This window comes from Caballeronia sp. LZ043, from assembly GCF_031451075.1.
GTDB lineage: Bacteria > Pseudomonadota > Gammaproteobacteria > Burkholderiales > Burkholderiaceae > Caballeronia.
This window is the reverse complement of the sequence record NZ_JARUXT010000001.1, coordinates 1,993,164-2,014,636: the sequence shown is the minus strand read 5'-3', so window position 1 is coordinate 2,014,636 and position 21,473 is coordinate 1,993,164. Positions and strand designations below refer to the sequence as shown.

General features: G+C 64.9%; 24 protein-coding genes and 2 tRNA genes. 11 read left to right on the top strand and 15 right to left on the bottom strand.

Features of this window, described 5'->3' with window-relative positions; genetic code table 11:
- Nucleotides 1–182: 182 nt before the first annotated feature.
- Nucleotides 183–404, bottom strand: coding sequence for an RNA-binding S4 domain-containing protein (locus QCE64_RS09155; protein WP_309917495.1), 222 nt, complete (start codon nt 402–404; stop codon nt 183–185).
- A 294-nt stretch (nt 405–698) separates the two neighbouring features.
- Here QCE64_RS09155 and QCE64_RS09150 point away from each other — a divergent pair, with 294 nt between their 5' ends.
- From QCE64_RS09150 to QCE64_RS09140, 3 genes are all read left to right on the top strand, one after another.
- On the top strand, nt 699–1,163 hold the full coding sequence (locus QCE64_RS09150) for a hypothetical protein (protein ID WP_309917492.1): 465 nt from the start codon (nt 699–701) through the stop codon (nt 1,161–1,163).
- 52 nt (nt 1,164–1,215) lie between these two features.
- Nucleotides 1,216–1,476: a hypothetical protein gene (locus tag QCE64_RS09145; protein ID WP_309917490.1), complete on the top strand. Its 261-nt coding sequence runs from the start codon at nt 1,216–1,218 to the stop codon at nt 1,474–1,476.
- Nucleotides 1,477–1,641: 165 nt separating this feature from the next.
- Entirely contained in the window at nt 1,642–3,771 is a 2,130-nt protein-coding gene (locus QCE64_RS09140; protein WP_310003510.1) for an ATP-dependent helicase, read from the top strand.
- A gap of 13 nt (nt 3,772–3,784) precedes the next feature.
- Here QCE64_RS09140 and QCE64_RS09135 read toward each other — a convergent pair whose 3' ends face one another.
- The 7 genes from QCE64_RS09135 to QCE64_RS09105 form a co-directional block, all read right to left on the bottom strand.
- On the bottom strand, nt 3,785–4,546 hold the full coding sequence (locus QCE64_RS09135; RefSeq protein WP_309809209.1) for a DUF4088 family protein: 762 nt from the start codon (nt 4,544–4,546) through the stop codon (nt 3,785–3,787).
- A gap of 165 nt (nt 4,547–4,711) precedes the next feature.
- A complete protein-coding gene (locus QCE64_RS09130) occupies nt 4,712–5,047 on the bottom strand; it encodes an AzlD domain-containing protein (protein WP_309930507.1) in 336 nt (111 codons plus the stop codon).
- Nucleotides 5,044–5,817, bottom strand: coding sequence for an AzlC family ABC transporter permease (locus QCE64_RS09125; RefSeq protein ID WP_309919798.1), 774 nt, complete (start codon nt 5,815–5,817; stop codon nt 5,044–5,046). The genes QCE64_RS09130 and QCE64_RS09125 overlap by 4 nt, the downstream gene beginning before the upstream one ends.
- A gap of 130 nt (nt 5,818–5,947) precedes the next feature.
- On the bottom strand, nt 5,948–6,769 hold the full coding sequence (locus QCE64_RS09120) for an AraC family transcriptional regulator (protein ID WP_309917481.1): 822 nt from the start codon (nt 6,767–6,769) through the stop codon (nt 5,948–5,950).
- 46 nt (nt 6,770–6,815) lie between these two features.
- The gene (locus tag QCE64_RS09115; protein WP_309917477.1) at nt 6,816–7,289 is read right to left on the bottom strand and encodes a CreA family protein; all 474 of its coding nucleotides are present in this window, start codon (nt 7,287–7,289) and stop codon (nt 6,816–6,818) included.
- A gap of 82 nt (nt 7,290–7,371) precedes the next feature.
- Nucleotides 7,372–7,542: a hypothetical protein gene (locus tag QCE64_RS09110; protein ID WP_309917473.1), complete on the bottom strand. Its 171-nt coding sequence runs from the start codon at nt 7,540–7,542 to the stop codon at nt 7,372–7,374.
- 31 nt (nt 7,543–7,573) lie between these two features.
- Complete coding sequence (locus QCE64_RS09105; RefSeq protein WP_310003508.1) at nt 7,574–8,311, bottom strand: FCD domain-containing protein; 738 nt, start codon at nt 8,309–8,311, stop codon at nt 7,574–7,576.
- Between the two features lie 142 nt (nt 8,312–8,453).
- Between QCE64_RS09105 and QCE64_RS09100 the strand changes: the two genes are divergently transcribed.
- The 3 genes from QCE64_RS09100 to QCE64_RS09090 are packed head-to-tail and all read left to right on the top strand — an operon-like array spanning nt 8,454 to nt 11,163.
- The gene (locus QCE64_RS09100; RefSeq protein WP_310003506.1) at nt 8,454–9,197 is read left to right on the top strand and encodes a (Fe-S)-binding protein; all 744 of its coding nucleotides are present in this window, start codon (nt 8,454–8,456) and stop codon (nt 9,195–9,197) included.
- Nucleotides 9,194–10,585, top strand: a complete 1,392-nt coding sequence (locus QCE64_RS09095; protein WP_310003504.1) for an LUD domain-containing protein — start codon at nt 9,194–9,196, stop codon at nt 10,583–10,585. Before QCE64_RS09100 ends, QCE64_RS09095 begins: the two co-directional genes overlap by 4 nt.
- The gene (locus QCE64_RS09090) at nt 10,582–11,163 is read left to right on the top strand and encodes an LUD domain-containing protein (protein ID WP_309917460.1); all 582 of its coding nucleotides are present in this window, start codon (nt 10,582–10,584) and stop codon (nt 11,161–11,163) included. The genes QCE64_RS09095 and QCE64_RS09090 overlap by 4 nt, the downstream gene beginning before the upstream one ends.
- Before the next feature lie 18 nt (nt 11,164–11,181).
- On the opposite strand, the gene lpxO is transcribed toward QCE64_RS09090, so the two are convergent.
- The 4 genes from lpxO to fdxA form a co-directional block, all read right to left on the bottom strand.
- Nucleotides 11,182–12,084, bottom strand: a complete 903-nt coding sequence (gene lpxO / locus QCE64_RS09085; RefSeq protein ID WP_309917458.1) for a lipid A hydroxylase LpxO — start codon at nt 12,082–12,084, stop codon at nt 11,182–11,184.
- Nucleotides 12,085–12,259: 175 nt separating this feature from the next.
- Nucleotides 12,260–12,335 (bottom strand) — tRNA-Asn (locus tag QCE64_RS09080).
- A 102-nt stretch (nt 12,336–12,437) separates the two neighbouring features.
- A tRNA-Asn gene (locus QCE64_RS09075) sits at nt 12,438–12,513 on the bottom strand.
- A gap of 134 nt (nt 12,514–12,647) precedes the next feature.
- Complete coding sequence (fdxA, locus tag QCE64_RS09070) at nt 12,648–12,971, bottom strand: ferredoxin FdxA (protein WP_044041465.1); 324 nt, start codon at nt 12,969–12,971, stop codon at nt 12,648–12,650.
- A gap of 373 nt (nt 12,972–13,344) precedes the next feature.
- Here fdxA and pncB point away from each other — a divergent pair, with 373 nt between their 5' ends.
- The 5 genes from pncB to QCE64_RS09045 all read left to right on the top strand — a co-directional run bounded on the left by pncB (nt 13,345) and on the right by QCE64_RS09045 (nt 19,251).
- Complete coding sequence (pncB, locus tag QCE64_RS09065; RefSeq protein ID WP_309917454.1) at nt 13,345–14,535, top strand: nicotinate phosphoribosyltransferase; 1,191 nt, start codon at nt 13,345–13,347, stop codon at nt 14,533–14,535.
- A 167-nt stretch (nt 14,536–14,702) separates the two neighbouring features.
- Nucleotides 14,703–15,374, top strand: a complete 672-nt coding sequence (locus tag QCE64_RS09060) for a lactate utilization protein C (RefSeq protein ID WP_310003502.1) — start codon at nt 14,703–14,705, stop codon at nt 15,372–15,374.
- 5 nt (nt 15,375–15,379) lie between these two features.
- A complete protein-coding gene (locus QCE64_RS09055) occupies nt 15,380–16,798 on the top strand; it encodes a sodium:proton antiporter (protein ID WP_310003500.1) in 1,419 nt (472 codons plus the stop codon).
- Nucleotides 16,799–16,801: 3 nt separating this feature from the next.
- Entirely contained in the window at nt 16,802–17,785 is a 984-nt protein-coding gene (locus tag QCE64_RS09050; RefSeq protein ID WP_309917448.1) for a D-glycerate dehydrogenase, read from the top strand.
- Nucleotides 17,782–19,251: a DNA recombination protein RmuC gene (locus QCE64_RS09045; RefSeq protein WP_309930494.1), complete on the top strand. Its 1,470-nt coding sequence runs from the start codon at nt 17,782–17,784 to the stop codon at nt 19,249–19,251. The genes QCE64_RS09050 and QCE64_RS09045 overlap by 4 nt, the downstream gene beginning before the upstream one ends.
- 1 nt (nt 19,252) lies before the next feature.
- Here QCE64_RS09045 and QCE64_RS09040 read toward each other — a convergent pair whose 3' ends face one another.
- The 3 genes from QCE64_RS09040 to glp all read right to left on the bottom strand — a co-directional run bounded on the left by QCE64_RS09040 (nt 19,253) and on the right by glp (nt 21,390).
- Nucleotides 19,253–19,738 (bottom strand): GNAT family N-acetyltransferase, encoded by a 486-nt coding sequence (locus QCE64_RS09040; protein ID WP_309930492.1) that lies wholly within the window; start codon nt 19,736–19,738, stop codon nt 19,253–19,255.
- Complete coding sequence (locus QCE64_RS09035) at nt 19,735–20,010, bottom strand: hypothetical protein (protein ID WP_309809175.1); 276 nt, start codon at nt 20,008–20,010, stop codon at nt 19,735–19,737. The genes QCE64_RS09040 and QCE64_RS09035 overlap by 4 nt, the downstream gene beginning before the upstream one ends.
- 66 nt (nt 20,011–20,076) lie before the next feature.
- Nucleotides 20,077–21,390, bottom strand: a complete 1,314-nt coding sequence (glp, locus tag QCE64_RS09030) for a gephyrin-like molybdotransferase Glp (protein ID WP_309930491.1) — start codon at nt 21,388–21,390, stop codon at nt 20,077–20,079.
- Between the last annotated feature and the right edge of the window lie 83 nt (nt 21,391–21,473).

The following is a 21,473-nucleotide window of genomic DNA, read 5'->3' as shown; positions in this document are numbered from 1 at the left end:
GCGTGGGGACGCAAGCTTCCTGACCGTGCCGACGTCAGGATTATTCCGCGCCGTTCCCGGGGCCAGGCCGCGAAACGAAAGATGACAAGCTTATTGCGTCGCGTGCGGCCTGTCGATGACGCGCCGGCTTATGCCGGGCTTTTGGCAAGCGCGTGACGCGTGCGCTCAAGCTTCGCGATGCGTCACGCGGGGGCGCGCACGCGGATGGTCCGGCCGTCGAGTTTCACGACCTGGCCCGCGCGGATCTTGCAGGTCTTACGCAGTTCCACGTGGCCGTCGACGGTGACTTCGCCCATGGCGACGCGCGCTTTCGCGGAGCCGCCGCTGTCCGCGAGACCCATCAGCTTCAGCAGGTTGTGAAGTTCGACGAAGTCGCCCGTGAGGGTGAATTGGAGTGACGGCATGACGGGCGAAGCAGGATTGCAGGAAGTAGGCGTCCATCATAAACCACCGGCGCCGCGCGCCGGGCATGCGCCGTGCTCTTCGCAAACGGGACCCCGGTAAACGGTTCGAAAGCAGTCTGGTTGGCAAATGTAGCCAGATGAAACCGTCGGTAACAATGACAGCTTTTGGAGAACTCGTCCGCGCACCGACGGGTCCGACGGTTTGACTGAAACAGCTTCGGTCATCTTTCCAAATCGACAAACGCCGCGCGGACCGCATTCCGGCGGCACACAAACCAGAGAGAGGACACGCTCATGACTCAAGCTCGCAATCTGTTGATCGGTACCGCCATTGCCACGCTCGCTGCTTCGAGCGCCTTCGCGCAAAGCACGCAGCCGGCCCCCATGACGCCCCCGCCCGCGCAGGCGCAGACCATGCAGCCGGCGCCGGGCCAGATGTCGAATCAGATGCCGGGCAACGCGATGCCCGCGCAGGCCCAGCAACCGGCAACGCCGGCGCCGCAGAACCTCGTCGCACCCGCTCCGACGGACCCGCTCGTGCAGCGCCGCAACGCCAACGCACAGGCCAACGCGGAATATCGCGCGTCGAAGAAGGCGTCGAAGGCCGAACTGAAGGCGCAGCGCCAGCAGGCCAAGGCCGACTACAAGGAAGAGGTCAAGAATGCGAAGATCAATCGCAAGGCCGACAAGGACGCCGCCAAGGCCGAACTGAACGCCACTGAGCCGAGCACGCCGAAGGACACGGGACTGCAGCACTAAGCGGATCACTAAGCGGGTCGCTGTCCAGGCGGAAACGTTCAAGGGAGGACTTATGAAGCAAGGATCGAAGGCATTCATGGCCGCGCTTGTCGCGGCGACGCTGGCCAGCGCGAGCGCAGCTTCGTTCGCGCAGACCACCAGCGACGCGCCGATGACGAAGGCCGATCAGAAGGCGGCGAAGAAGCAGGCGTCGGCCGACAAGGACGCCGCTGTCGCGCAGGCCAAGGCCGACAAGAAGAAGACCGAAGCCCAGTCCGAAGCCAACGAAGCCGCTGCGGACGCCAAGCTGAAGAACGCGAAGAAGGCTGACTGATCGTCTGAACGCGTTGATCGGCGTGATGAGCCATGAGCCCGGTTCCTGTTGGACCGGGCTCGTTTGTCTTTGGGGGCCAAAAGCTGAGCCGTGGCAAAGACTTGCGCGCGAAGGTTGTATGGATATACAGTGTGCGTCACTCTTTTGCCGCCAGTCCCATCTCCCGTGCTCACGCTCCCCGATACCGCCGACACCGCTGCCGATGCCGCCGCCAGACAAGTCGCGGACTATCTCGCGAAGCTCAACGAGGCACAACGCCAGGCCGTCGAATTCGGTGTCGATGAACCCGATCGCCGTGGCGGGCCGCTGCTGGTCATCGCGGGCGCGGGATCCGGCAAGACCAATACGCTCGCGCATCGCGTCGCGCACCTGCTCGTGAAAGGCGCCGATCCGCATCGCATCCTGCTCCTTACGTTCTCGCGCCGCGCCGCCCTCGAAATGACCCGGCGCGTGACGCGCATCGCCACCCAGGCGCTCGGCACGCGCAGCGCCATCGCGCAGGGACTGACCTGGTCGGGCACCTTCCACAGCGTCGGCGCGCGGCTGCTGCGCGATTACGCCGATCTCGTCGGCCTCGCGCCGTCGTTCACCATCAACGACCGCGAAGACTCCGCCGACCTGATGAATCTCGTGCGCCACGAGCTCGGCCTGTCATCGAAGGAGAAGCGCTTTCCGGCCAAGTCCACCTGCTTTTCGATCTACTCGCGCGTCGTGAACACCGGCGCGTCGCTGGCCACGGTGCTCGACCAGTCGTTCCCCTGGTGCCGCGAGTGGGAAGCCGACCTGAAGCGCCTGTTCGCCGCGTATGTCAACGCCAAGCAGTCGCAAAGCGTGCTCGACTACGACGACCTCTTGCTCTACTGGTCGCATCTCGCGGCGGAGCCGTCGGTTGCGGCGGACTTGTCGAGCCGTTTCGATCACGTGCTCGTCGACGAATACCAGGACACCAACCGCCTGCAGGCGTCCATCCTGCTCGCGATGAAACCGGACGGACGCGGCCTGACCGTCGTCGGCGACGATGCGCAGTCCATCTATTCGTTTCGCGGCGCGACGGTGCGCAACATCCTCGACTTCCCCGGCCACTTCAACCCGCCCGCCGCCAGCGTCACGCTGGATCGCAACTACCGCTCGACACAGCCGATCCTCGAGGCGTCGAACGCAGTGATCGGGCTTGCGTCCGAGCGCTACACGAAGAACCTGTGGACCGACAAGGCGTCGGCGCAGAAGCCGCGCGTCGTCAGCGTCGCCGATGAAGCCGATCAGGCGCGCTATGTCGTCGAGAAAGTGCTGGAGGCGCGCGAAGGCGGCATGAAGCTCAAGTCGCAGGCGGTGCTGTTTCGCGCGGCGCATCACAGCGCCACGCTCGAAATCGAGCTCACGCGGCGCAACATTCCGTTCGTGAAGTTCGGCGGCCTCAAGTTCCTCGATTCGATCCACGTCAAGGACGTGCTCGCCGTGCTGCGCTGGGCCGAGAATCCGCGTGACCGCGTCGCGGGCTTTCGCGTTGCGCAGTTGCTGCCGGGCATCGGGCCGGCGCTGGCCGGGCGGCTACTCGACAGTGTGAGCGCGCCGCAGGCGGTGGCGTCGCAGGCCATTGCCGGTTTTCAGGCGCCGGCGCGCGCCAGCGAGGACTGGCCGCGGTTCGTCGGGCTGATGGCGAAGCTGTGCGGCCGCGAATCGGGCTGGCCGGCCGAGTTCGAAATGATCCGCCGCTGGTATGAGCCGCATCTCGAACGCAATCACGAGGACGCGGCGATCCGTATCGGCGACGTGCTGCAGATGGAGAGCATTGCGTCGACGTATCCGACGCGCGAACGTTTCCTCACCGAACTCACGCTCGATCCGCCCGACGCGACCAGCGACGAATCCGGCGTGCCGCTGCTGGACGAGGACTATCTGATCCTCTCGACCATCCATTCGGCCAAGGGCCAGGAATGGCGCAACGTGTTCGTGCTCAATGGCGTGGACGGCTGCATTCCGTCCGACCTGGGCACTGGCAGCGACGAGGAAATCGATGAAGAGCGGCGCCTGTTGTATGTCGCGATGACGCGTGCGAAGGAAGACCTGCATGTCATCACGCCGCAGCGCTTCTACGTGCACAACCAGACGCATCTCGGCGACCGCCACGTGTGGGCGCAGCGTACGCGCTTCATTCCGCCGCATCTGCTGCCGCATTTCGAGGCGGCGGCCTGGCCGCCGGTCGTCGCGCCCGCGGCGCCGACGGCGGCGGGGCTGGCGGCAGCCGCGAAGGCCAAGCTGGATATCGCGGCGCGCCTTAAGGGAATGTGGGAGTAAGAAGGGCGCGCGATCAGCGCTGCGCGCGCGAGGCGCGCGGCGTGCGCGGCGGCGAGAAGATGCTGCGCAGCCAGGCGGCGAAGCGCGTGTAGCCGTCGTAAGGCTCTTCGACAAACAATTCCGGGCGCAGCGAGCGCAGCATTTCGAGCACTTGCTGCGCTTCCTGTTTCTGGATCGAGCCATACACGATGCCGAGCCGCAGCAGGCAGCGCAGTTCACCGAGCTTCTCGCGCGCCGTCGAGCCGATGCTCGTTTCCACCGAAATCTTCATTTCGTAGACGCGCTGGCGCAGCGAATCGGCGAGGCGCCATGCGGGCGTCTGCATCTTCTCTTCCACTTCGCGAATGTCCGCCGCCGCGGACTTGATCTGCGAGGCCAGCATGTCCACTTGCGACACGTCGCCCTTGGCTTCGGTGACGATGGCCGCCGCCCATTCGCGCGACGCCTTGACGAGATCTTCCGCGGTCCAGTCGGCGCGAATCGCGAACGCGAAGCCATGTTCGGCCGCTTGGCGGATCAGGATCTCGACGACATCCGGAAACTCCTTGTCGAGCGCGCGCTTGGCCCACGCGTACTGGCCGTGCGAGAGCATGCGCTGCACGGCCTGCTCGGTGAGCGGCGTGTGGTTGTCGAGCAGGATCGCCCGCAGGAAGTCTTCGAACGACGGTGTGACGAACTGCGGATCCAGCTTCAGCGACAGACGCAGGAAGGCGTCGAAGTCGCGCTGCAAGGAAGCGATCGTCTCTTCGCGGAGCGAAAGGGTGATTTGACGCATGTTGGTTCCCGGTTCCGCTTCCGGATGCGCCGGAAGCGGGTGATGCTGGTGGCCCCGCTTCTGTGGGCGGAGGCCATTCGCTTCTGATATCGGCGCGGGTTCCGGGAACTTGAGGCTTTTTTCACGCTTTTTGAAAGCGATTTGCCGGCCGATGGAGGGAAAATGTTAGCGCAACACCAGCAGTTGCCAGACGAAGAACACGATCAGAGACACCGCAATCGTCAACAGCGGCCGTTTGCTCAGCACGCATACGATGACCGCCACGAGCGCCGCCACCAGCTGCGGATTGCGCCAGGTGATCTCGGCGCCGGCGCCGTGCGGCGAAACCGTCATTGGCACGATGATGGCGGTCAGCACCGTCACGGGCACGAACGAAAGCGCGGTGCGCACAATGGGCGGGAAGGGCAGGCGCTCGCCGAGCACGAACACCGCGGCGCGGATCGTGAAGGTGACCACGGCCATGCCGAGAATGAGCAGCACGTAGTTCGAGGCCGCATTCATTGCGCGTGCTCCCTCGAAGCTTGCTTGCGTTGCACGCGCTGGTCCCGCAGCGTGAGCATCATGCCGACCGCCACGCCCACGAGCACCGCCGCGAGCAGGCCCAGCTTGTACGGCCAGTCCTGCCACGCGAACGACAGCACGCCCGAGGCCAGCGCCGCCGCGACGAAACGCACCGCGACGAGCTGCGGCACGATGATCGCGATAAAGGTGGCGACCATCGCGAAGTCGAGTCCGAGCGACTTGAGGCCGGGAAACGCCGCGCCGAACAGCAGGCCGATGAGCGTCCACGCCTGCCAGTTCAGATACATCGCGACGCCGGAGCCGAAGAAATAGTGCGGTCCGATCTCACCGGGATTGCGCTTCTGATAGTGCGCGTAGGCGACGGCGAAGACTTCGTCGGTGAGCACGGCGGCGAGCGCCCAGCGCCAGCGTTGCGGCAGATGCGCGACATACGGCGCAAGCGTCGCGGAATAGAGCACATGACGGAGATTGACGACGAGCGTCGTCGCCCAGATGACGGCGAAGCTCGCATGCGACGCGATCAACCCGACCGCGATGAATTGCGCCGATCCGGCGAACACGGCGAGCGACATCAGCTGCCCGTGCCACAGCGAGAGCGGGCTGGCCGTGACGAGCGTGCCGAAGATCACGCCGAAGGGCGCGGCGCCGATCATCATTGGAAGGGTGTCGCGGGCGCCGGCGGCGAATTCGCGCAGTGCCTGGCCGGATGGCGGCGTGGATGGTCGAGTAGCGTGCCGTGCGGACTGCATGGCGGACGATTGTGCGGATGTTGCCTTCAAGATTTCCTCCTGTGGCAGCGAGGATACGCAACGCGGTGTCCGGATGGCTTGTACGTTCTTGCGCTTGCCGGCGCTTCCGCTGTGGCTGGTTGCCGGACGCTCAGCGCCAGCGGCCCGGCGGCACACCGAACGCGCGCTTGAAGTGGCGCGTGAAGTGACTCTGGTCGGTGAAGCCGCTGGCGGCTGCGACGTCGGTGACCGACGCGCCCGACCGCAGCGCGGGCAGCGCCCGCACGATACGCATCTGGTTGCGCCAGGCGTGCGGCGCGAGACCGGTCGTGCGCGCGAACAGACGGGCGGCGTGAAAGGTCGACAGGCCCACCGTGCGCGCCAGTTCGGCGAGCGTGACGGGTTCGAGCAGGTCGTCGGCGAGACGCGACTTCATGGTTTCGACGCGCTGCGCGTCGGCGGCGAGCGACGGCGCCCCCACATGTTCCAGCGCGTGCCGGCCGACCAGCGTGGTGACGGCATCGACGAGAGCCAGTTCGGCCTCGAGCGGATCCGCGCCGCGCTCCAGCAGGCGATGCGCATGCACGAGGCGGCGCGCGAGATCGGCGTCGCGGATGATGTGATCCGGAAACCGGGGCGCGACGGCGCGCTGTCCGCACAGATCGTGCGCCAGGTCCTCGACGAACGGCACCGGCAAATAGAACACGCGATAACGCCAGCCGACATCGACTGCCCGCGCGCCCGTATGCACTTCGCCCGGATTGATCACAGGCACCGAACCGGTTTCCGCCACGTGGTGCGCGCCGCGATAGTCGAAGCATTCCGCGCCGGCCTCGATCACCGGCACCGTGTAGGCGTCGTGCCAGTGCGGCGTGAATTCGTGGTCGTAGTATTCCGCGGTCACCATGTCCGCGTCCGGCACGAGCGGCGAGCGCCAGTAGCGTGCGGCATCGCGGAAATGGGCGGCGTTCATGGCGTAAGGGCGGGTAAAGGAGGGAAACCGTCAGTCTATAACGTTGTCACTTCACCGGTATGGTCGTGCCTTCCGGCACCGGCACGGCGGTTACGCTGTTCTTCGGACTGCCGGTCGCGATGCGGTCGCTGTAAGTGAGATAGACGAGCGTGTTGCGCTTCGTATCGACCACGCGCACCACGTGCAGGGTTTTGAAGATGAACGACATGCCCGCCGAGAAGACGTCGGTCTTCTGCTTGAGCGGCTGGGAGAATCTGATCGGGCCGACTTGGCGACATGCGATCGACGCTTCGGTCGGATCTTCCGCGATGCCCAGCGTGCCCTTCACGCCTCCCGTGCGCGCCCGCGAAACGTAGCAGGTCACGCCTTGCACGAGCGGGTCGTCGTAGGCATCGACGGTGACGCGGTCAGAGCCTGTGAAACGGAAGTTGGTATTGACGCTGGCGATTTCCTCGGCATGCGCGAGTCCCGCGCCGTAGAAGGAGGCCAGCAGTGCGAAAGCGAGGACGGGACGCTTCATCGACATCATCCGGAAAAGAAGAGGGGCGTCGTATTGTATCGACGCCCCTGGGTTCTTTCGATGTGTCGCACATCGGGTCCGTTCAATGGAAGATCAGGTAGAGAATCACCAGAACCACCACCGGCACGCCGAGCAGCCATCCGAGCAAGTAAGGCATGTTGTCCTCCTTCGCGTGTTTGTTTTTGACGGTTCCAGTATCGCGAAGGCGGCGCATGCACGTTAGCCGTGCAAGTCCGAAAGCTTTGTAGGTCATGTCCTATCTCGAGCTTACGTAATCATTACGCTTAAGCCCGCTTGCGCGCCGGACGATCGCGATAAAGCGTCCGCACATAGTCCAGATGCTCGCCTGCGCATTCCCGCGCCCGTGAAGGGTTGCGCGAGACGATCGCATCGAACATCGCGCGATGCTGCGCCATCAGGTTGGCCTCGACTTCGTCGTCGTAGTCGACCAGCCGATGCGACGTCAGCATCGATTCGCGCACCAGCTCGTTCAACCCATGCATGACGTGCGTCAGCGCGACGTTGTGCGTGGCATCGGCGATGGCCAGATGGAAGGCCGCGTCCTTCTCCGCGATGCGCGTGCTCTTGCTGGCCACCGCGGCCTCGAGCGCACCGAACGCGGCGGCGATACGCGCCAGATCGGCCTCGGTGGCGCGCTCGGCGGCGTAGGCCGTGGACAGGGTCTCCAGCCCGTGACGCAGTTCCAGCACGTCGGCGCTCGCGTCCGGCTGCTGATCGAGCAACGCGGCAAGCGGGCGCGACACCAGCGGCGCCGTCACATCCGATACGACGAAACCTCCGCGCCCCGCCGCGCGGATGAAGCCATCGGATTCCAGCCGGATCAGCGCCTCGCGCAGCGACGGACGCGACACGTTCAGCTGTTCGGCGAGGTCGCGTTCGGCGGGCAGGCGCTGGCCGGGCAGCAACGTGCCGTTCGAGATCAACTCGCGAATCTGTCCGGACACGACGTCCGAGATGCGCACGCGGGCGTAGGAATGCGATTGGACGGGCTGGAAGGTCATCGATTGATGCAGACGGGACGTGGAAAACTCGGAGGTGCCCGAGTTTGACACGAAACACGCATCTCTTTAAAGTCTTGGTCAGACCAAGCTTACCAAAAAGACTCGTCCCCGTTCCCGCAATCGATATCCGCCATCGGTCCTCATGAAAGTCGCCCTCTTCGTGCCTTGTTTCATCGACGCCTTCTATCCGCAAGTCGGTATCGCCACGCTGGAACTGCTCGAACGGCTCGGGCTCGATGTCGACTATCCGCAGGACCAGACCTGTTGCGGCCAGCCGATGGCCAACAGCGGCGCACACAAGGACGCCGCCGGCGCGGAACGCGTGTTCGCGCGCAATTTCGCCGACTGTGACTACGTGGTGGGGCCGTCGGCGAGCTGCACGCATCACGTGCGCGAGCACTTCACCGCGATCGAGCAGACCAGCGCGGTGCAGAAGGTGCGGCGCAGCACGTTCGAACTGGTCGAGTTCCTTCACGACGTGCTCGGCGTGCGCGAGTTTCCGTGGGCCGAGTTTCCACACCGCGTCGGGCTGCACAACAGTTGCAGCGCGGTGCGGCATCTGCGAGAGACGTCGAATTCCGAAGTCGCGGGCACGCCGTACTCGAAGCCGCGCGCGTTGCTGGAAGGCGTGAAGGGCATCGAGTTCGTCACGCCCGCGCGTCCCGACGAATGCTGCGGCTTCGGCGGCACCTTCTCCGTGACCGAGGCGGCCGTCTCCGTGCGCATGGGGCAGGACAAGGTGAGCGATCACGTCGGCGCGGGCGCGGAGTACATCGTGTCGGGCGACATGTCGTGCCTGATGCACCAGCAGGGCTGCGCGGAACGCATGAAAGTAGAGGCGAAGTTCATCCATATCGCGCAGGTGCTGAACGGAGCGCGCGCATGAGCAAGACCATCCGTATCGATCACGCGAAGGCAGCCAGCGCGTTCCTGCAGAAACCGGATCACGTCGCGTTCCATGACAAGCGCCTGTGGGACTTGCGCACCAAGCGCGATGCGCAGGCGCACGGCATCGCCGAATGGGAAACGATGCGCGATCTGGCGTCGGGCATCAAGGAACACACGCTGTCGCATCTCGCGGACTACCTCGCGCAGTTCGCCGATCAGGCCGAGAAGAACGGCGTGACCGTGCATTTCGCGGCGAACGCGCAGGAACACAACGAGCTCGTCTACCAGCTGATGAGCGAGCGCGGCATGACCGCCCTCGTGAAGAGCAAGTCGATGCTCACCGACGAATGCTACATGCGCGACTATCTCGAGCCGCGCGGCATCACGGTGATGGAGACGGACCTCGGCGAGCGCATCCAGCAGCTCGATCACCAGGATCCGAGCCACATGGTGGTGCCGGCCGTCCACAAGTTGCGCGCGGACGTGGCGGAACTGTTCGGGCGCACCATCGGCACCGATCCCGCGAACAGCGACATCCACTATCTCGCGGAAAGCCAGCGCATGAACACGCGGCCGTACTTCGTGCGCGAGAAGACCGCCGGCATGACCGGCTGCAACTTCGCGGTCGCGGAGACGGGCACGGTCGTCGTGTGTACGAACGAGGGCAACGCGGACCTGTCGGCGAACGTGCCGCCGCTGCATATCGCATCGATCGGCATCGAGAAGATCATTCCGACCATCGTGGATCTCGGCGTGTTCGTGCGCATGTTGTCGCGCAGCGCGCTCGGCTCGCCGATCACGCAATACACCTCGCATTTCCGCCAGCCGCGGCCGGGCACGGAGATGCACTTCATCCTCGTCGACAACGGCCGCTCCGAGCGCCTGGCGATGGACGACTTCTGGTTTTCGCTCAAGTGCATCCGCTGCGGCGCGTGCATGAACACGTGCCCGGTGTATCGAAGGAGCGGCGGGCTGTCGTACGGCGGCACGTATTCCGGACCGATCGGCGCGATCATCAATCCGACCCACGACCTGAAGCGCTACAGCGCGCTGCCGTTCGCCTCGACGATGAACGGCAGCTGCACCAACGTGTGTCCGGTGAAGGTGAACATCCACGAGCAGATCTACAAGTGGCGCGAGGTGATCGCTGAAAAGCACGAGGTGCCCTTCGTCAAGCAGGAAGTGCTCAAGATGGCGGGGCGGCTGCTGGCGAGCCCGACGCTGTATCGCGCGAGCGTGGCATCGCTGGGCGGCGCGCTCAAGCGTCTGCCCAACTTCGTGCTCTACAACCCGCTCAACATCTGGGGACGCCAGCGCGAACTGCCCGAGGCGCCCGCCGAGACCTTTCACGAGTGGTACAGGAAAAACCGGAAGCCGGCCAAATGACGAGTCGTGAAGCCTTTCTCTCGAAGATCCGCGCGGCGCAGCCCGCCGCGCGTCCGCGGCCGGAGGTGCCGCTGTTTGCGGCGCCGCCGGGCGACCTGAAGGAGCGCTTCAGCACGGCGCTTGCCGCGATGGGCGGCACTTGTGTCGAGGCATCGAGTGTGCAGGACGTGAATGCGCTGATCGCCGCGCGCTTTGCGGAAGCGAAGGTGATCGCCTCGGCCGTGCCGGGTGTCGCGGGCAACCGGCCGCTCGCAGCGGACACGGTGCCGGCGTCGCTCCAGGACGTCGATGTCGCGGTCGTCAGGGGGCGCTTCGGTGTCGCGGAAACCGGCTCGGTGTGGTTCAGCGAGCAGGAGTATGTCGTGAACTCGATCGGCTATCTGGCCCAGCATCTCGTCGTGCTGCTCGATCCGGCGCAGCTCGTCGAAGGCTTGCAGCAGGTCTACCGGCGCGATGACTTCAGGACGGCGCGCTATGCGGTGCTGGTGACCGGGCCGTCGGCGACGGCGGATATCGAGGGCGTGCTGATTCGCGGCGCGCAGGGCGTGCGCTCGCTCACGCTGGTGTGGCTCGCGTGAAGCGGCTTGTGTGGAGCGTCAGTAACGCCAGAAGATCGCCACTGCGATGCCGCCGAACAGCAGCCACTTGACGATGTAGTACACGGTCCGGTTCCACGCCTTCAGGCGCTTGCCGACGAGCCGGATCGAATAGAGATACTTGAACGCGTGATTCAAGCCGCCGGTGCGGTCGCCGACTTCGTTCGGCGACGCCGCCGCGCGCATCAGGAAGCCGCCGACCACGTGATTGACCGCCTGCGCCCAGCGGTATTTCATCGGCCGTTCGATGTCGCAGAACAGGATGATGCGCTCCACGTCGGTCTTGTTCTCCGCCCAGTGCAGAAAGGTTTCGTCGAACACGACTTCCTCGCCGTCACGCCACGCATAGCGCTCGCCATCGACGACGATCGCGCAGCCGTCGCTGTTCGGCGTGACGAGGCCCAGGTGATAGCGCAGCGAACCCGCGTAGGGATCGCGATGCAGCGTCAGCGTGCCGCCGGGCGGCAGCATCGCAAACATCGCCGCCTTGACGGTGGGAATGCCTTGCAGGATCGCGAGCGTCTGCGGGCACGGCACCACGGCCGACGGATGAGGGCGGTCATACCATTTGAGATAGAAGCGCCGCCAGCCGCGTCGGAAGAATGAATTGAAACCGATGTCGTTGTAATGGGCCGCCGCCTGAATCTTGCTGGCTTCGTGCAGCGCCATGGCTTCGGCGCGGATGGTTTGCCAGTGCGTCTTGAGCGGCGCGAGTTCGGGAAAGAGGGAAGTGTGGAGATACGGCGTGGACGGTACGCGCGAGAACAGATAGACGAAGCCGTTCACCGGCGACATGAAGGTCGAATGATCGGAGAGCTGCCGGAAGAAACCGTGGCGAACCTTGCCGCGCCAGTGCGTGTAGGCCGCGCAGACGATGAAGATCAACAGGATGACCCAGCGCATCGTTTCTCTCCTTGTCGACTATCGAATTCATCGATCGACCCGGTAGATTATACAAACGGTTAAACGAACTCCGCTTGGACGGTGACGACGCGTAGCGGGGAGAGAACCGGCGCGCAAAAACAAAAAGCCCGGTCGAAAGACTGGGCTTTTGCTGGATCCTGCGATGAAGCCTTTTTGGCTCCCCGACCTGGGCTCGAACCAGGGACCTACGGATTAACAGTCCGGCGCTCTACCGACTGAGCTATCGGGGAACAACTGACAACATCTGAAGCTGAGATGAAAAACCCAGCCAAGAGACTGGGTTTTGAACAACGCTTGCTGGAGCTTTTGAAGAAACTTCGTGTTGAAGCTCTTGGCTCCCCGACCTGGGCTCGAACCAGGGACCTACGGATTAACAGTCCGGCGCTCTACCGACTGAGCTATCGGGGAACATCTACAGCAGAGAAGCGAAATTATAGGGGGGTGGTGCTTTGCTGTCAACGCCCAATCTTCATTCGATTACCTGAAGAAGGGGCGCGAATCTCACACGAAACGCCGGGCGATGCCGGACGTCGCTGAACGTATCAGCGCTCGAGCAGATTCAGCTTGTCCTTGACGTCCTTGAACTCGTCCGACTCCGGCAACGGCGCCTTGGTCTTGGTGATGCTCGGCCAGTTGCGGGCGAGATCGGCGTTCAGTTCAGTGAAGTGCTGCTGATCCCCGGGTACATCTTCTTCGGCGTAGATCGCGTTGACCGGGCATTCGGCGACGCACACGGCGCAGTCGATGCACTCGTCCGGATCGATCGCGAGAAAGTTGGGACCTTCGCGGAAGCAATCCACCGGGCACACGTCCACGCAATCGGTGAACTTGCACTTGATGCAGCTTTCGGTCACAACGTGAGTCATTCAGGCTCCTGCATGCGGAATTCGTGGGGGCTGCGCCCTGGGCGGCTGCATGGGCCGGGAGGTGCGCTTGCGGAAACGCGTATTGTAGCGTAATAGGAAAAACGGACGCGAGCGCCCGCAACGCCTGCCTTATATCGATTCGTGATGTGGGTATATGCGGTACGGGAAGCCTTTGCAGCGGGCTTGAAAGGGCGTCCATGCCCCATGCCGGCGCGCACATTCGGGTAACATGACCTGCGGGGCGTAATCGGGTCAGAGTCTGTTTGACGCAAGCCCGGCCGCCATCAATGCACATCGAGACAGCATCGGGCCAGCGGGGCAGGCGGCTCGAACCGGTGCGTCGTCTTTTCGCGTGGATGTTTCAGCCAGAACCATGATCATCACTTCGCTGCTCGACACCGACCTCTATAAATTCACGATGATGCAGGTCGTGCTGCATCATTTTCCGGCCGCGCACGCCGAGTATCGCTTTCGCTGCCGCACGCCGAATGTCGATCTCACGCCGTACATCGACGAAATTCGCGACGAAGTCCGTCAGCTCTGCAATCTGCGCTTCAAGGAAGAAGAACTCGACTATCTGCGGCGCATGCGCTTCATCAAGAGCGACTTCATCGACTTCCTCGCGCTGTTCCATCTGAACGAGAAGTCCATTCGCATCGCGCCCTCGGCGAAGAATAACGGCGAGATCGATATCGACATCGAAGGACCCTGGCTGCATACCATCCTCTTCGAGATTCCGGTGCTCGCGATCGTCAACGAGGTCTACTTCCGCAACACCCAGCGCAAGCCCGAATACGAAACCGGCCGCGAACGCCTGCGCGAGAAGATCAAGCTGCTCGCCACGCCGCCCGAATATTCCGACTGCAAGATCGCCGACTACGGCACGCGCCGCCGCTTCTCCAAGCAGTGGCACGAGGAAGTCGTGCTGACGCTCAAGGAACGCCTGGGCGCGCAGTTCGCCGGCACGAGCAACGTCTACTACGCGATGAAGCACGGCCAGCGCCCGCTCGGCACCATGGCGCATGAGTACTTGCAGGCGTGCCAGGCGCTGGGTCCGCGCCTGCGCGATTCGCAGATCTACGGCTTCGAGATGTGGGCCAAGGAATATCGCGGCGACCTGGGCATCGCGCTGTCGGACGTGTACGGCATGAAGGCGTTCCTGAACGACTTCGACATGTACTTCTGCAAGCTCTTCGACGGCGCGCGGCACGACTCGGGCGATCCCTTCGACTGGGGCGAGCGCCTGCTGCGCCATTACGAAGAGAACCGCTGCGACCCGCGCACCAAGATCCTCGTGTTCTCGGACGCGCTCGATATCCCCAAGGTGCTGCAGCTTTACGAACGTTTCCGTGGCCGCTGCCAGCTCGCGTTCGGCGTCGGCACGAATCTCACCAACGACCTCGGCTATCAGCCGCTGCAGATCGTCATCAAGATGGTTCGCTGCAACGGGCAGCCGGTGGCGAAGCTCTCGGACTCGCCGGGCAAGAACATGTGCGACGACCGCGCCTATCTTGCCTACCTGCGCCAGGTGTTCGGCATCGAGCAGCCGGTGGGCGAACTCTGACGCGTACCTTGTTGAGTGCCTTGTTCGCGGCGCCGGCCCAGGCCGTCCGGCCGAGGTTCGCGCGCAAACCCCGCTCGCTATAATCCGACGCGTCGCTGATCGATTCGGCTCACACATCTACGCATTCACGCATTCACCCAGCATCGCAGAGGAAAGAGGACGGCACCATGGATACATCGGCCGCGCGCCGCACCATTCTCGCGCGCATCCGCAGTGCGCAGGGTCGTCACGGCGAGCCGACGGACGCCGAGCGCGCGGCGGCGCAGGAGTATGTCGAGCGGCATCCGGCAGGCCCGCGTCCGCCTTTGCCGCAGACGCGCGAAGAACTCGTCGCGCGGTTCAGGCTGGAGGCCGAGCGTCTTGCCACCACCGTCGCCGAAGTCGAGTCGCTGGCCGAAACCCCTGCCGAAGCCGCGCGCTATCTTCATGCGCTGAATCTCCCGACCGAGGTCGTCGCGTGGCCCGCGCTCGCTGACCTGCCGTTTGCCGAAGCCGGCCTGCACGTGTCATTGCGCAAGCCTGCCGATGCCGATCTCGTCGGCATCACCGGCTGTTTCTGCGCCACCGCCGAAACCGGCTCGCTCGTGCTGCTGTCCAGCGCCGAAACGCCCGCATCCGGCGCGCTGCTGCCTGCCACCCACATTGCCATCGTGCCGGCGTCGCGCATCGTCGCGGCGCACGAAGACGCCTTCGCGCTCATCCGCGCCGAGCGGGGCGAACTGCCGCGCGCGGTCAATTTCGTCTCGGGACCGTCGCGCACCGGCGATATCGAACAGACCATCGTGCTCGGCGCGCACGGGCCGTATCGCGTGCATGTCATCGTCGTGCGCGGAGCCTGAGTCTTATGCGGCTTCTCGCTGGCGGTATCCTGCTCGCTGTATTGACATCGGTCACGAATCCCGCGGCGGCGGCCACGCTCGACGGCGCAACGCTCTCGGCCGCGTGGGGACTGCCGTTCATCGGCGTCTTGCTGTCCATCGCGGTCTTTCCGCTCGTGGCCGCGAAGGTTTGGCATCACCACTATGGCAAGATCGCGGCCGCGTGGACGCTCGCGTTTCTCGTGCCGTTCGCCGTCGCGTTCGGGGCCGGCACTGCCGGCGGCGTGCTGCTGCACGCACTGCTCGAAGAATATATTCCCTTCATCATCCTGCTGGCCGCGCTCTATACGGTGGCGGGCGGCATCTGCGTGCGCGGCAACCTGCATGGTTCGGCGCGGCTCAACACCGGATTGCTCGCGCTCGGCACCGTGCTCGCGAGCCTCATGGGCACGACCGGCGCGGCCATGCTCCTGATCCGGCCGTTGTTGCGCGCCAACGACAACCGCAAGCACGTCGTGCATGTGGTCGTGTTCTTCATCTTTCTGGTCGCCAATGCGGGCGGCTCGCTCACGCCGCTGGGCGATCCGCCGCTGTTCCTGGGCTTCCTGAACGGCGTCGGATTTTTCTGGACCACGCTGCATCTCCCACTGCCCATGCTGGTGCTTTGCGTCGCGTTGCTCGCGCTGTTTTATCTGCTCGACAGCCACTACTGGCGCAAGCACGATGCTCGCCGGCCGGCACTCGACCCGACGCCCGATACGCCGTCGCTCGGCGTCGACGGCAAGATCAACTTCGCGTTGCTCGCGGCCATCGTCGCGCTGGTGCTGATGAGCGGCGTGTGGAAGCCCGGCATCGCGTTCAATGTGTTCGGCACGCAGGTGCAGTTGCAGAATCTCGTGCGCGATGTGCTGCTTGCCGGCGTGCTGCTGGCATCGCTCGCATGGACGCCGAACAGTGCGCGCGAGGGCAATGCGTTCGACTGGGCGCCCATCGCGGAAGTGGCCAGGCTGTTCGCCGCGATCTTCGTCACCATCGCGCCGGTCATCACCATCCTGCGCGCGGGCGCGGACGGCGCGTTCGCGGGCATCGTGCACGCGGTGTCGGACGCGAACGGCAAGCCGGTGGACCTGGCGTACTTCTGGGCCACGGGCCTGTTGTCGTCATTCCTCGACAACGCGCCCACCTATCTCGTGTTCTTCAATCTCGCGGGTGGCGACGCCCGCACGCTCATGACCACCGACGCCACCACGCTCGCCGCCATTTCTGCGGGCGCGGTCTTCATGGGCGCGAACACGTATATCGGCAATGCGCCGAATTTCATGGTCAAGGCGATCGCCGAGTCGCGCGGCGTGCGCATGCCGAGTTTCTTCGGCTATATCGCGTGGTCGGGCGTCGTCTTGCTGCCGCTTTTCGCCATGCTGGGCTGGCTATTTTTCCGGGAGTAGGCAATGAAGAAGAAAGTGCTTGTCGCACGATCCACGTTCCCTGATGTGATCGAGCGGCTGAAACAATACTTCGATGTGGACGCCAACCTGGGCGATGTCCTTCCGCAGGATGAATTCGTCCGGCGTCTCGCCAACTGCGACGGCGCGTTCACGGCCGGAGAGCGCGTCGGCGACGCCGAACTCGCGGCCGCGCCGAAGCTGAAAGTGGTTGCGAACATGGCGGTCGGCTACAACAACTTCGACATGCAGGCGTTCGACGCACACGGCGTGCTCGGCACCAACACGCCGGACGTGCTCAACGAAAGCACCGCCGACTTCGGCTGGGCGCTGATGATGGCGGCCGCGCGCCGCGTGACCGAGTCGGAGCATTTCCTGCGCGCGGGCCAGTGGCAGAAATGGTCCTTCGATTCCTTCCTCGGCGCGGACGTCTACGGCTCGACGCTCGGCGTGATCGGCATGGGACGCATCGGGCAGGCGCTCGCGCGGCGGGCCAGCGGCTTCAACATGCGCGTGCTGTATCACAACCGTTCGCGCGTCGCGCCCGAGATCGAGGCCGCGCTGAATGCGGAGTACGCGTCGAAGGAAGATCTGCTGAAGCGCGCGGATCACGTGGTGCTCGTCGTGCCGTATTCGAAGGAGAGCCATCACACCATCGGCGCGGCCGAGCTCGCGCTGATGAAGCCGACCGCGACGCTCACGAACATCGCGCGCGGCGGCATCGTCGACGATGCCGCGCTGATCGCCGCTTTGCGTGACAAGCGCATCGCCGCGGCGGGCCTCGATGTCTTCGAAGGCGAGCCGAACTTCAATCCTGACTTCCTGGTGCTCGACAACGTCGTGCTGACGCCGCACATCGCCAGCGCAACCGAGGCCACGCGCCGCGCCATGGCCAATCTCGCCGCCGACAACCTGATCGCCGCGCTCGGCGAAGGCCCGCGCGCGGGCAATCCGCCGAACCCGATCAACCCGGGCGTACTGAAGAAATGATGGAACTGCTGGTGGGCGCGGTCGCCGTGCTGGCGCTCGCGCTGGTGATTGCGCTCATCGCGCTGGTCGTGACGCTGCGGCGTCCGTCGCACGGCGGCATGCATGACGAGTTCGAGGCGCTCACCGATCGCGTCAACGATATGGGCGAGGCGCATGCGCGCGCGCAGGAACGGCTCGAACGCGGCCTGCGCGGCGATATCGCCGAAAGCGGGCGGGTGTCGCGCATGGAAGCGCAGAGCGGCTTCGCGCAGTTCCATCAGACGCTGTCGACGCAACTGGCGAGTACAGCGAACGTGCAGAACGCCCAGTTCGACGCGCTTGCGCAACAACTGGCGCAACAGAGCCAGCAGGCGCGCGAGGATCAGGGCAACGCGTTGAAGCGCTTCGCCGATTCGATCTCGCTGCATCTCGCGCAGCTGTCGGAGGCGAACGAACGGCGGCTCGGCGAGGTGCGCGCGACGCTCGAGGCGCGTCTCAAGGACATCGAGGCGAACAACGCGACGAAGCTCGACGAAATGCGCCGCACCGTCGATGAAAAGCTGCACGCCACGCTGGAGCAACGGCTGGGCGAGTCGTTCAAGCTGGTGTCGGACAGGCTGGAGCAGGTGCATCGCGGACTGGGCGAAATGCAGACACTCGCGGCGGGCGTCGGCGACCTGAAGAAGGTGCTGACCAACGTCAAGACGCGCGGCACCTGGGGCGAAGTGCAACTCGAAGCACTGCTGGAGCAGCTGCTCACGCCGGAGCAGTACGCCAAGAACGTCGCTACGGTGCCGAAGAGCAACGAACGCGTGGAATTCGCGATCAAGCTCCCAGGCCGTCATGACGCGCCGGGAGCGTCCTCGACATCCGATGAAGCCGCCACGCCTGTGTGGCTGCCCATCGACGCGAAGTTTCCGCGCGAGGACTACGAGCGTCTGATCGACGCGCAGGAACGTGCCGATCCGGCCGCGGTCGAGGACGCCGCACGCGCGCTCGAAGGCCGGTTGCGCGCGGAGGCAAAGGCGATCGCGCAGAAATACGTCGCGCCCCCGCATACCACCGACTTCGCGCTGCTGTTCCTGCCGACCGAAGGTCTGTATGCCGAAGCGCTGCGTCGCCCTGGTCTGAGCGATGCGTTGCAGCGCGACTATCGCGTGAGCATTGCCGGGCCGACGACGCTGACCGCGCTGCTCAACAGCTTGCAGATGGGCTTCCGCACGCTGGCCATCGAGAAGCGTTCCAGCGAGGTCTGGCAGGTGCTGGGCGCGGTGAAGACCGAGTTCGGCAAGTTCGGCGACGTGCTGGCGCGGACCAAGTCGCAGCTGGAAACGGTCACGCGCTCGATCGAGGCGGCGCAGACGCGCACGCGGCAGATGAACAAGCGGCTTCGCGACGTGGAAGCGTTGCCGGGAGAGCGGGCGGCGGGGCTGCTGGGCGAGGCGTCGGGTGACGCACCCCCGCCCGAAGGTGAAGAAGACGAGTGACCTACGAAGACACAGCCAGCCGTTCGAGCGGCTCGCCCGTGACGCGCACGATGCGCCAGTCGGGCAGCACGGTCGCGCCCATCTTTTCGTAGAAGTCGATGGCGTTCTGGTTCCAGTCGAGCACCGACCATTCGAAGCGGCCGCATTGACGCTCCACTGCGAGCGCGGCCAGCTTCTTCAACATCTGCGTGCCGAGGCCACTGCCGCGCATCGAGGGACGTACGTAGAGGTCTTCGAGGTACAGCCCGCGCTTGCCCAGGAAGGTCGAGAAATTCTGGAAGAACAACGCATACGAGACGATCTCGCCGTTCTGTTCGGCAACCAGCGCTTCGGCGGCCGGGCGCGCGCCGAACAACGCATCGTGCACGTCCTGCTCGGTGGCGATAAACAGATGCGTCAGCTTCTCGAACTCGGCCAGTTCGAGCATCAGCGCGAACACGGCGCCGACATCGGCGGGCGTCGCCGCGCGGATCAGGGCGGCGCTCATGCTTCCTCCGGCGCGTCGGACAGCGTGATCTCAATGCCGCCGAAACGCGACGCCACCCAGTTGTACGCGTGACAGGCAATCCACAGCAGGATGAAGCCGAGTATCGCGTTGAGCAGCAGCGCGCTCGTGACCGTGCTGACTTCCACCGAGCCATAGCGCACGAACGCGACCACGACGCCCAGCAGCACGATCGGCACGCTGAAGGTCAGATAAACGAGGATCAGCGCCTTGGCGGTCTGTCCCGGTGCGATGAACGAAATCTGTTTTTTCATGGAAGGGTGCCCCGTCTGTCGATATAGGAATGAGGGTTACGGCGATACGCGCGCGTGGCGCAGCTATCAGATCAGGCCGTCGAACGGCACGATCTCGACATCGTCGCCGGCGTCTATGTCACCGCGAGCATGCTCGAGCACGATGAAGCAATTCGCTTCGCTCATCGAGCTGAGCACGCCCGAGCCTTGCGGACCGGTCGTGACGACGCGCCAGCCGCCGTCGGCCTCGCGTGTCGCGATGCCGCGCTGGAATTCGGTGCGGCCCGCGCGTTTTTTCATCGGTTCCGCGGCGCGGGCGCGCAGGGCCGTGAGCGCCTGCCGCTGCGCACCCGACATGGCCAGCAAGGCCTCGCGCACGATGAAGTAGAAGGTCGCCATCACGGCGACCGGATTGCCCGGCAAGCCGAAGAACAGCGCCGAGCTGCCCGCGCCCGCGCGCTCGCCCGACCACAGGCGGCCAAACGCCAGCGGCCGGCCGGGGCGCATTGCGATCTTCCAGAAGGCGACTTCGCCGAGCGAATTCAGCAGGTCGCGCGTGAAGTCCGCATCGCCCACTGAGACGCCGCCTGAACTGATGACGACATCCGCACTGTGGGTGGCGTGACGCAGCGCGGTTTCGAGCGAGGCGCGGTCGTCGCGCACGATGCCGAGATCGAGGGTGTCGACGCCCAGGCGCCGGAGCATCGCGAAAAGCGTGTAGCGATTGCTGTCGTAGACGCTGCCCGCGCTCAGTGTTTCGCCGATGGAGCGCAATTCGTCGCCGGTCGAGAAGAAGGCCACGACGAGCCGCTTGCGCACCGCGACTTCGCCGATCCCGAGCGACGCGAGCAACCCGAGGTCCGACGCCCGCACGATGCGTCCGGCGGTCAGCGCGGGCTTGCCCTTGGCGAGATCCTCGCCCGCCAGCCGGCGATTCTGTCCCGCGCGGATGCCCGTCACGGCGAAGCGAATGGTGTCGCCTTCGCGGGTGACCTGCTCTTGCGGCACCACCGTGTCGTAGCCCGGCGGCATGAGCGCGCCGGTCATGATGCGCACGCATTCGCGCCCGCCGGACGTGGCCACGAAGGGACGGCCGGCGAACGCCGTGCCCGCGACCGGAAGTTCGACCGTTGCGCCGCCGCCCGTCACCGCCGTTACTGCCGTAGCCGCGAACGCGTAGCCGTCCATGGCGGAATTGTCGAAGGCGGGGACGTCGATGGGAGAAATCACGTCCTCCGCCAGCACGCGGCCAAGCGCGTCGTGCAGGCTCACGCGTTCGGATGGCGTGTTTGCTCCGCGCGGCATCGCCCATTGACGCACGATGTCCTGCGCGGCCTCGACGGGCAGCGCATTCGGATCGTACTGAGCAACGGAGGCGAAGAGTTCCTTGGGCGTGGTCATGAATCGGAGTGGATCGCGGCCTGCGTCGGGCGGTGAGACCATGCCACGGCAGCGGAGAGAACGAGCAGCCCGGAAGGATCAGG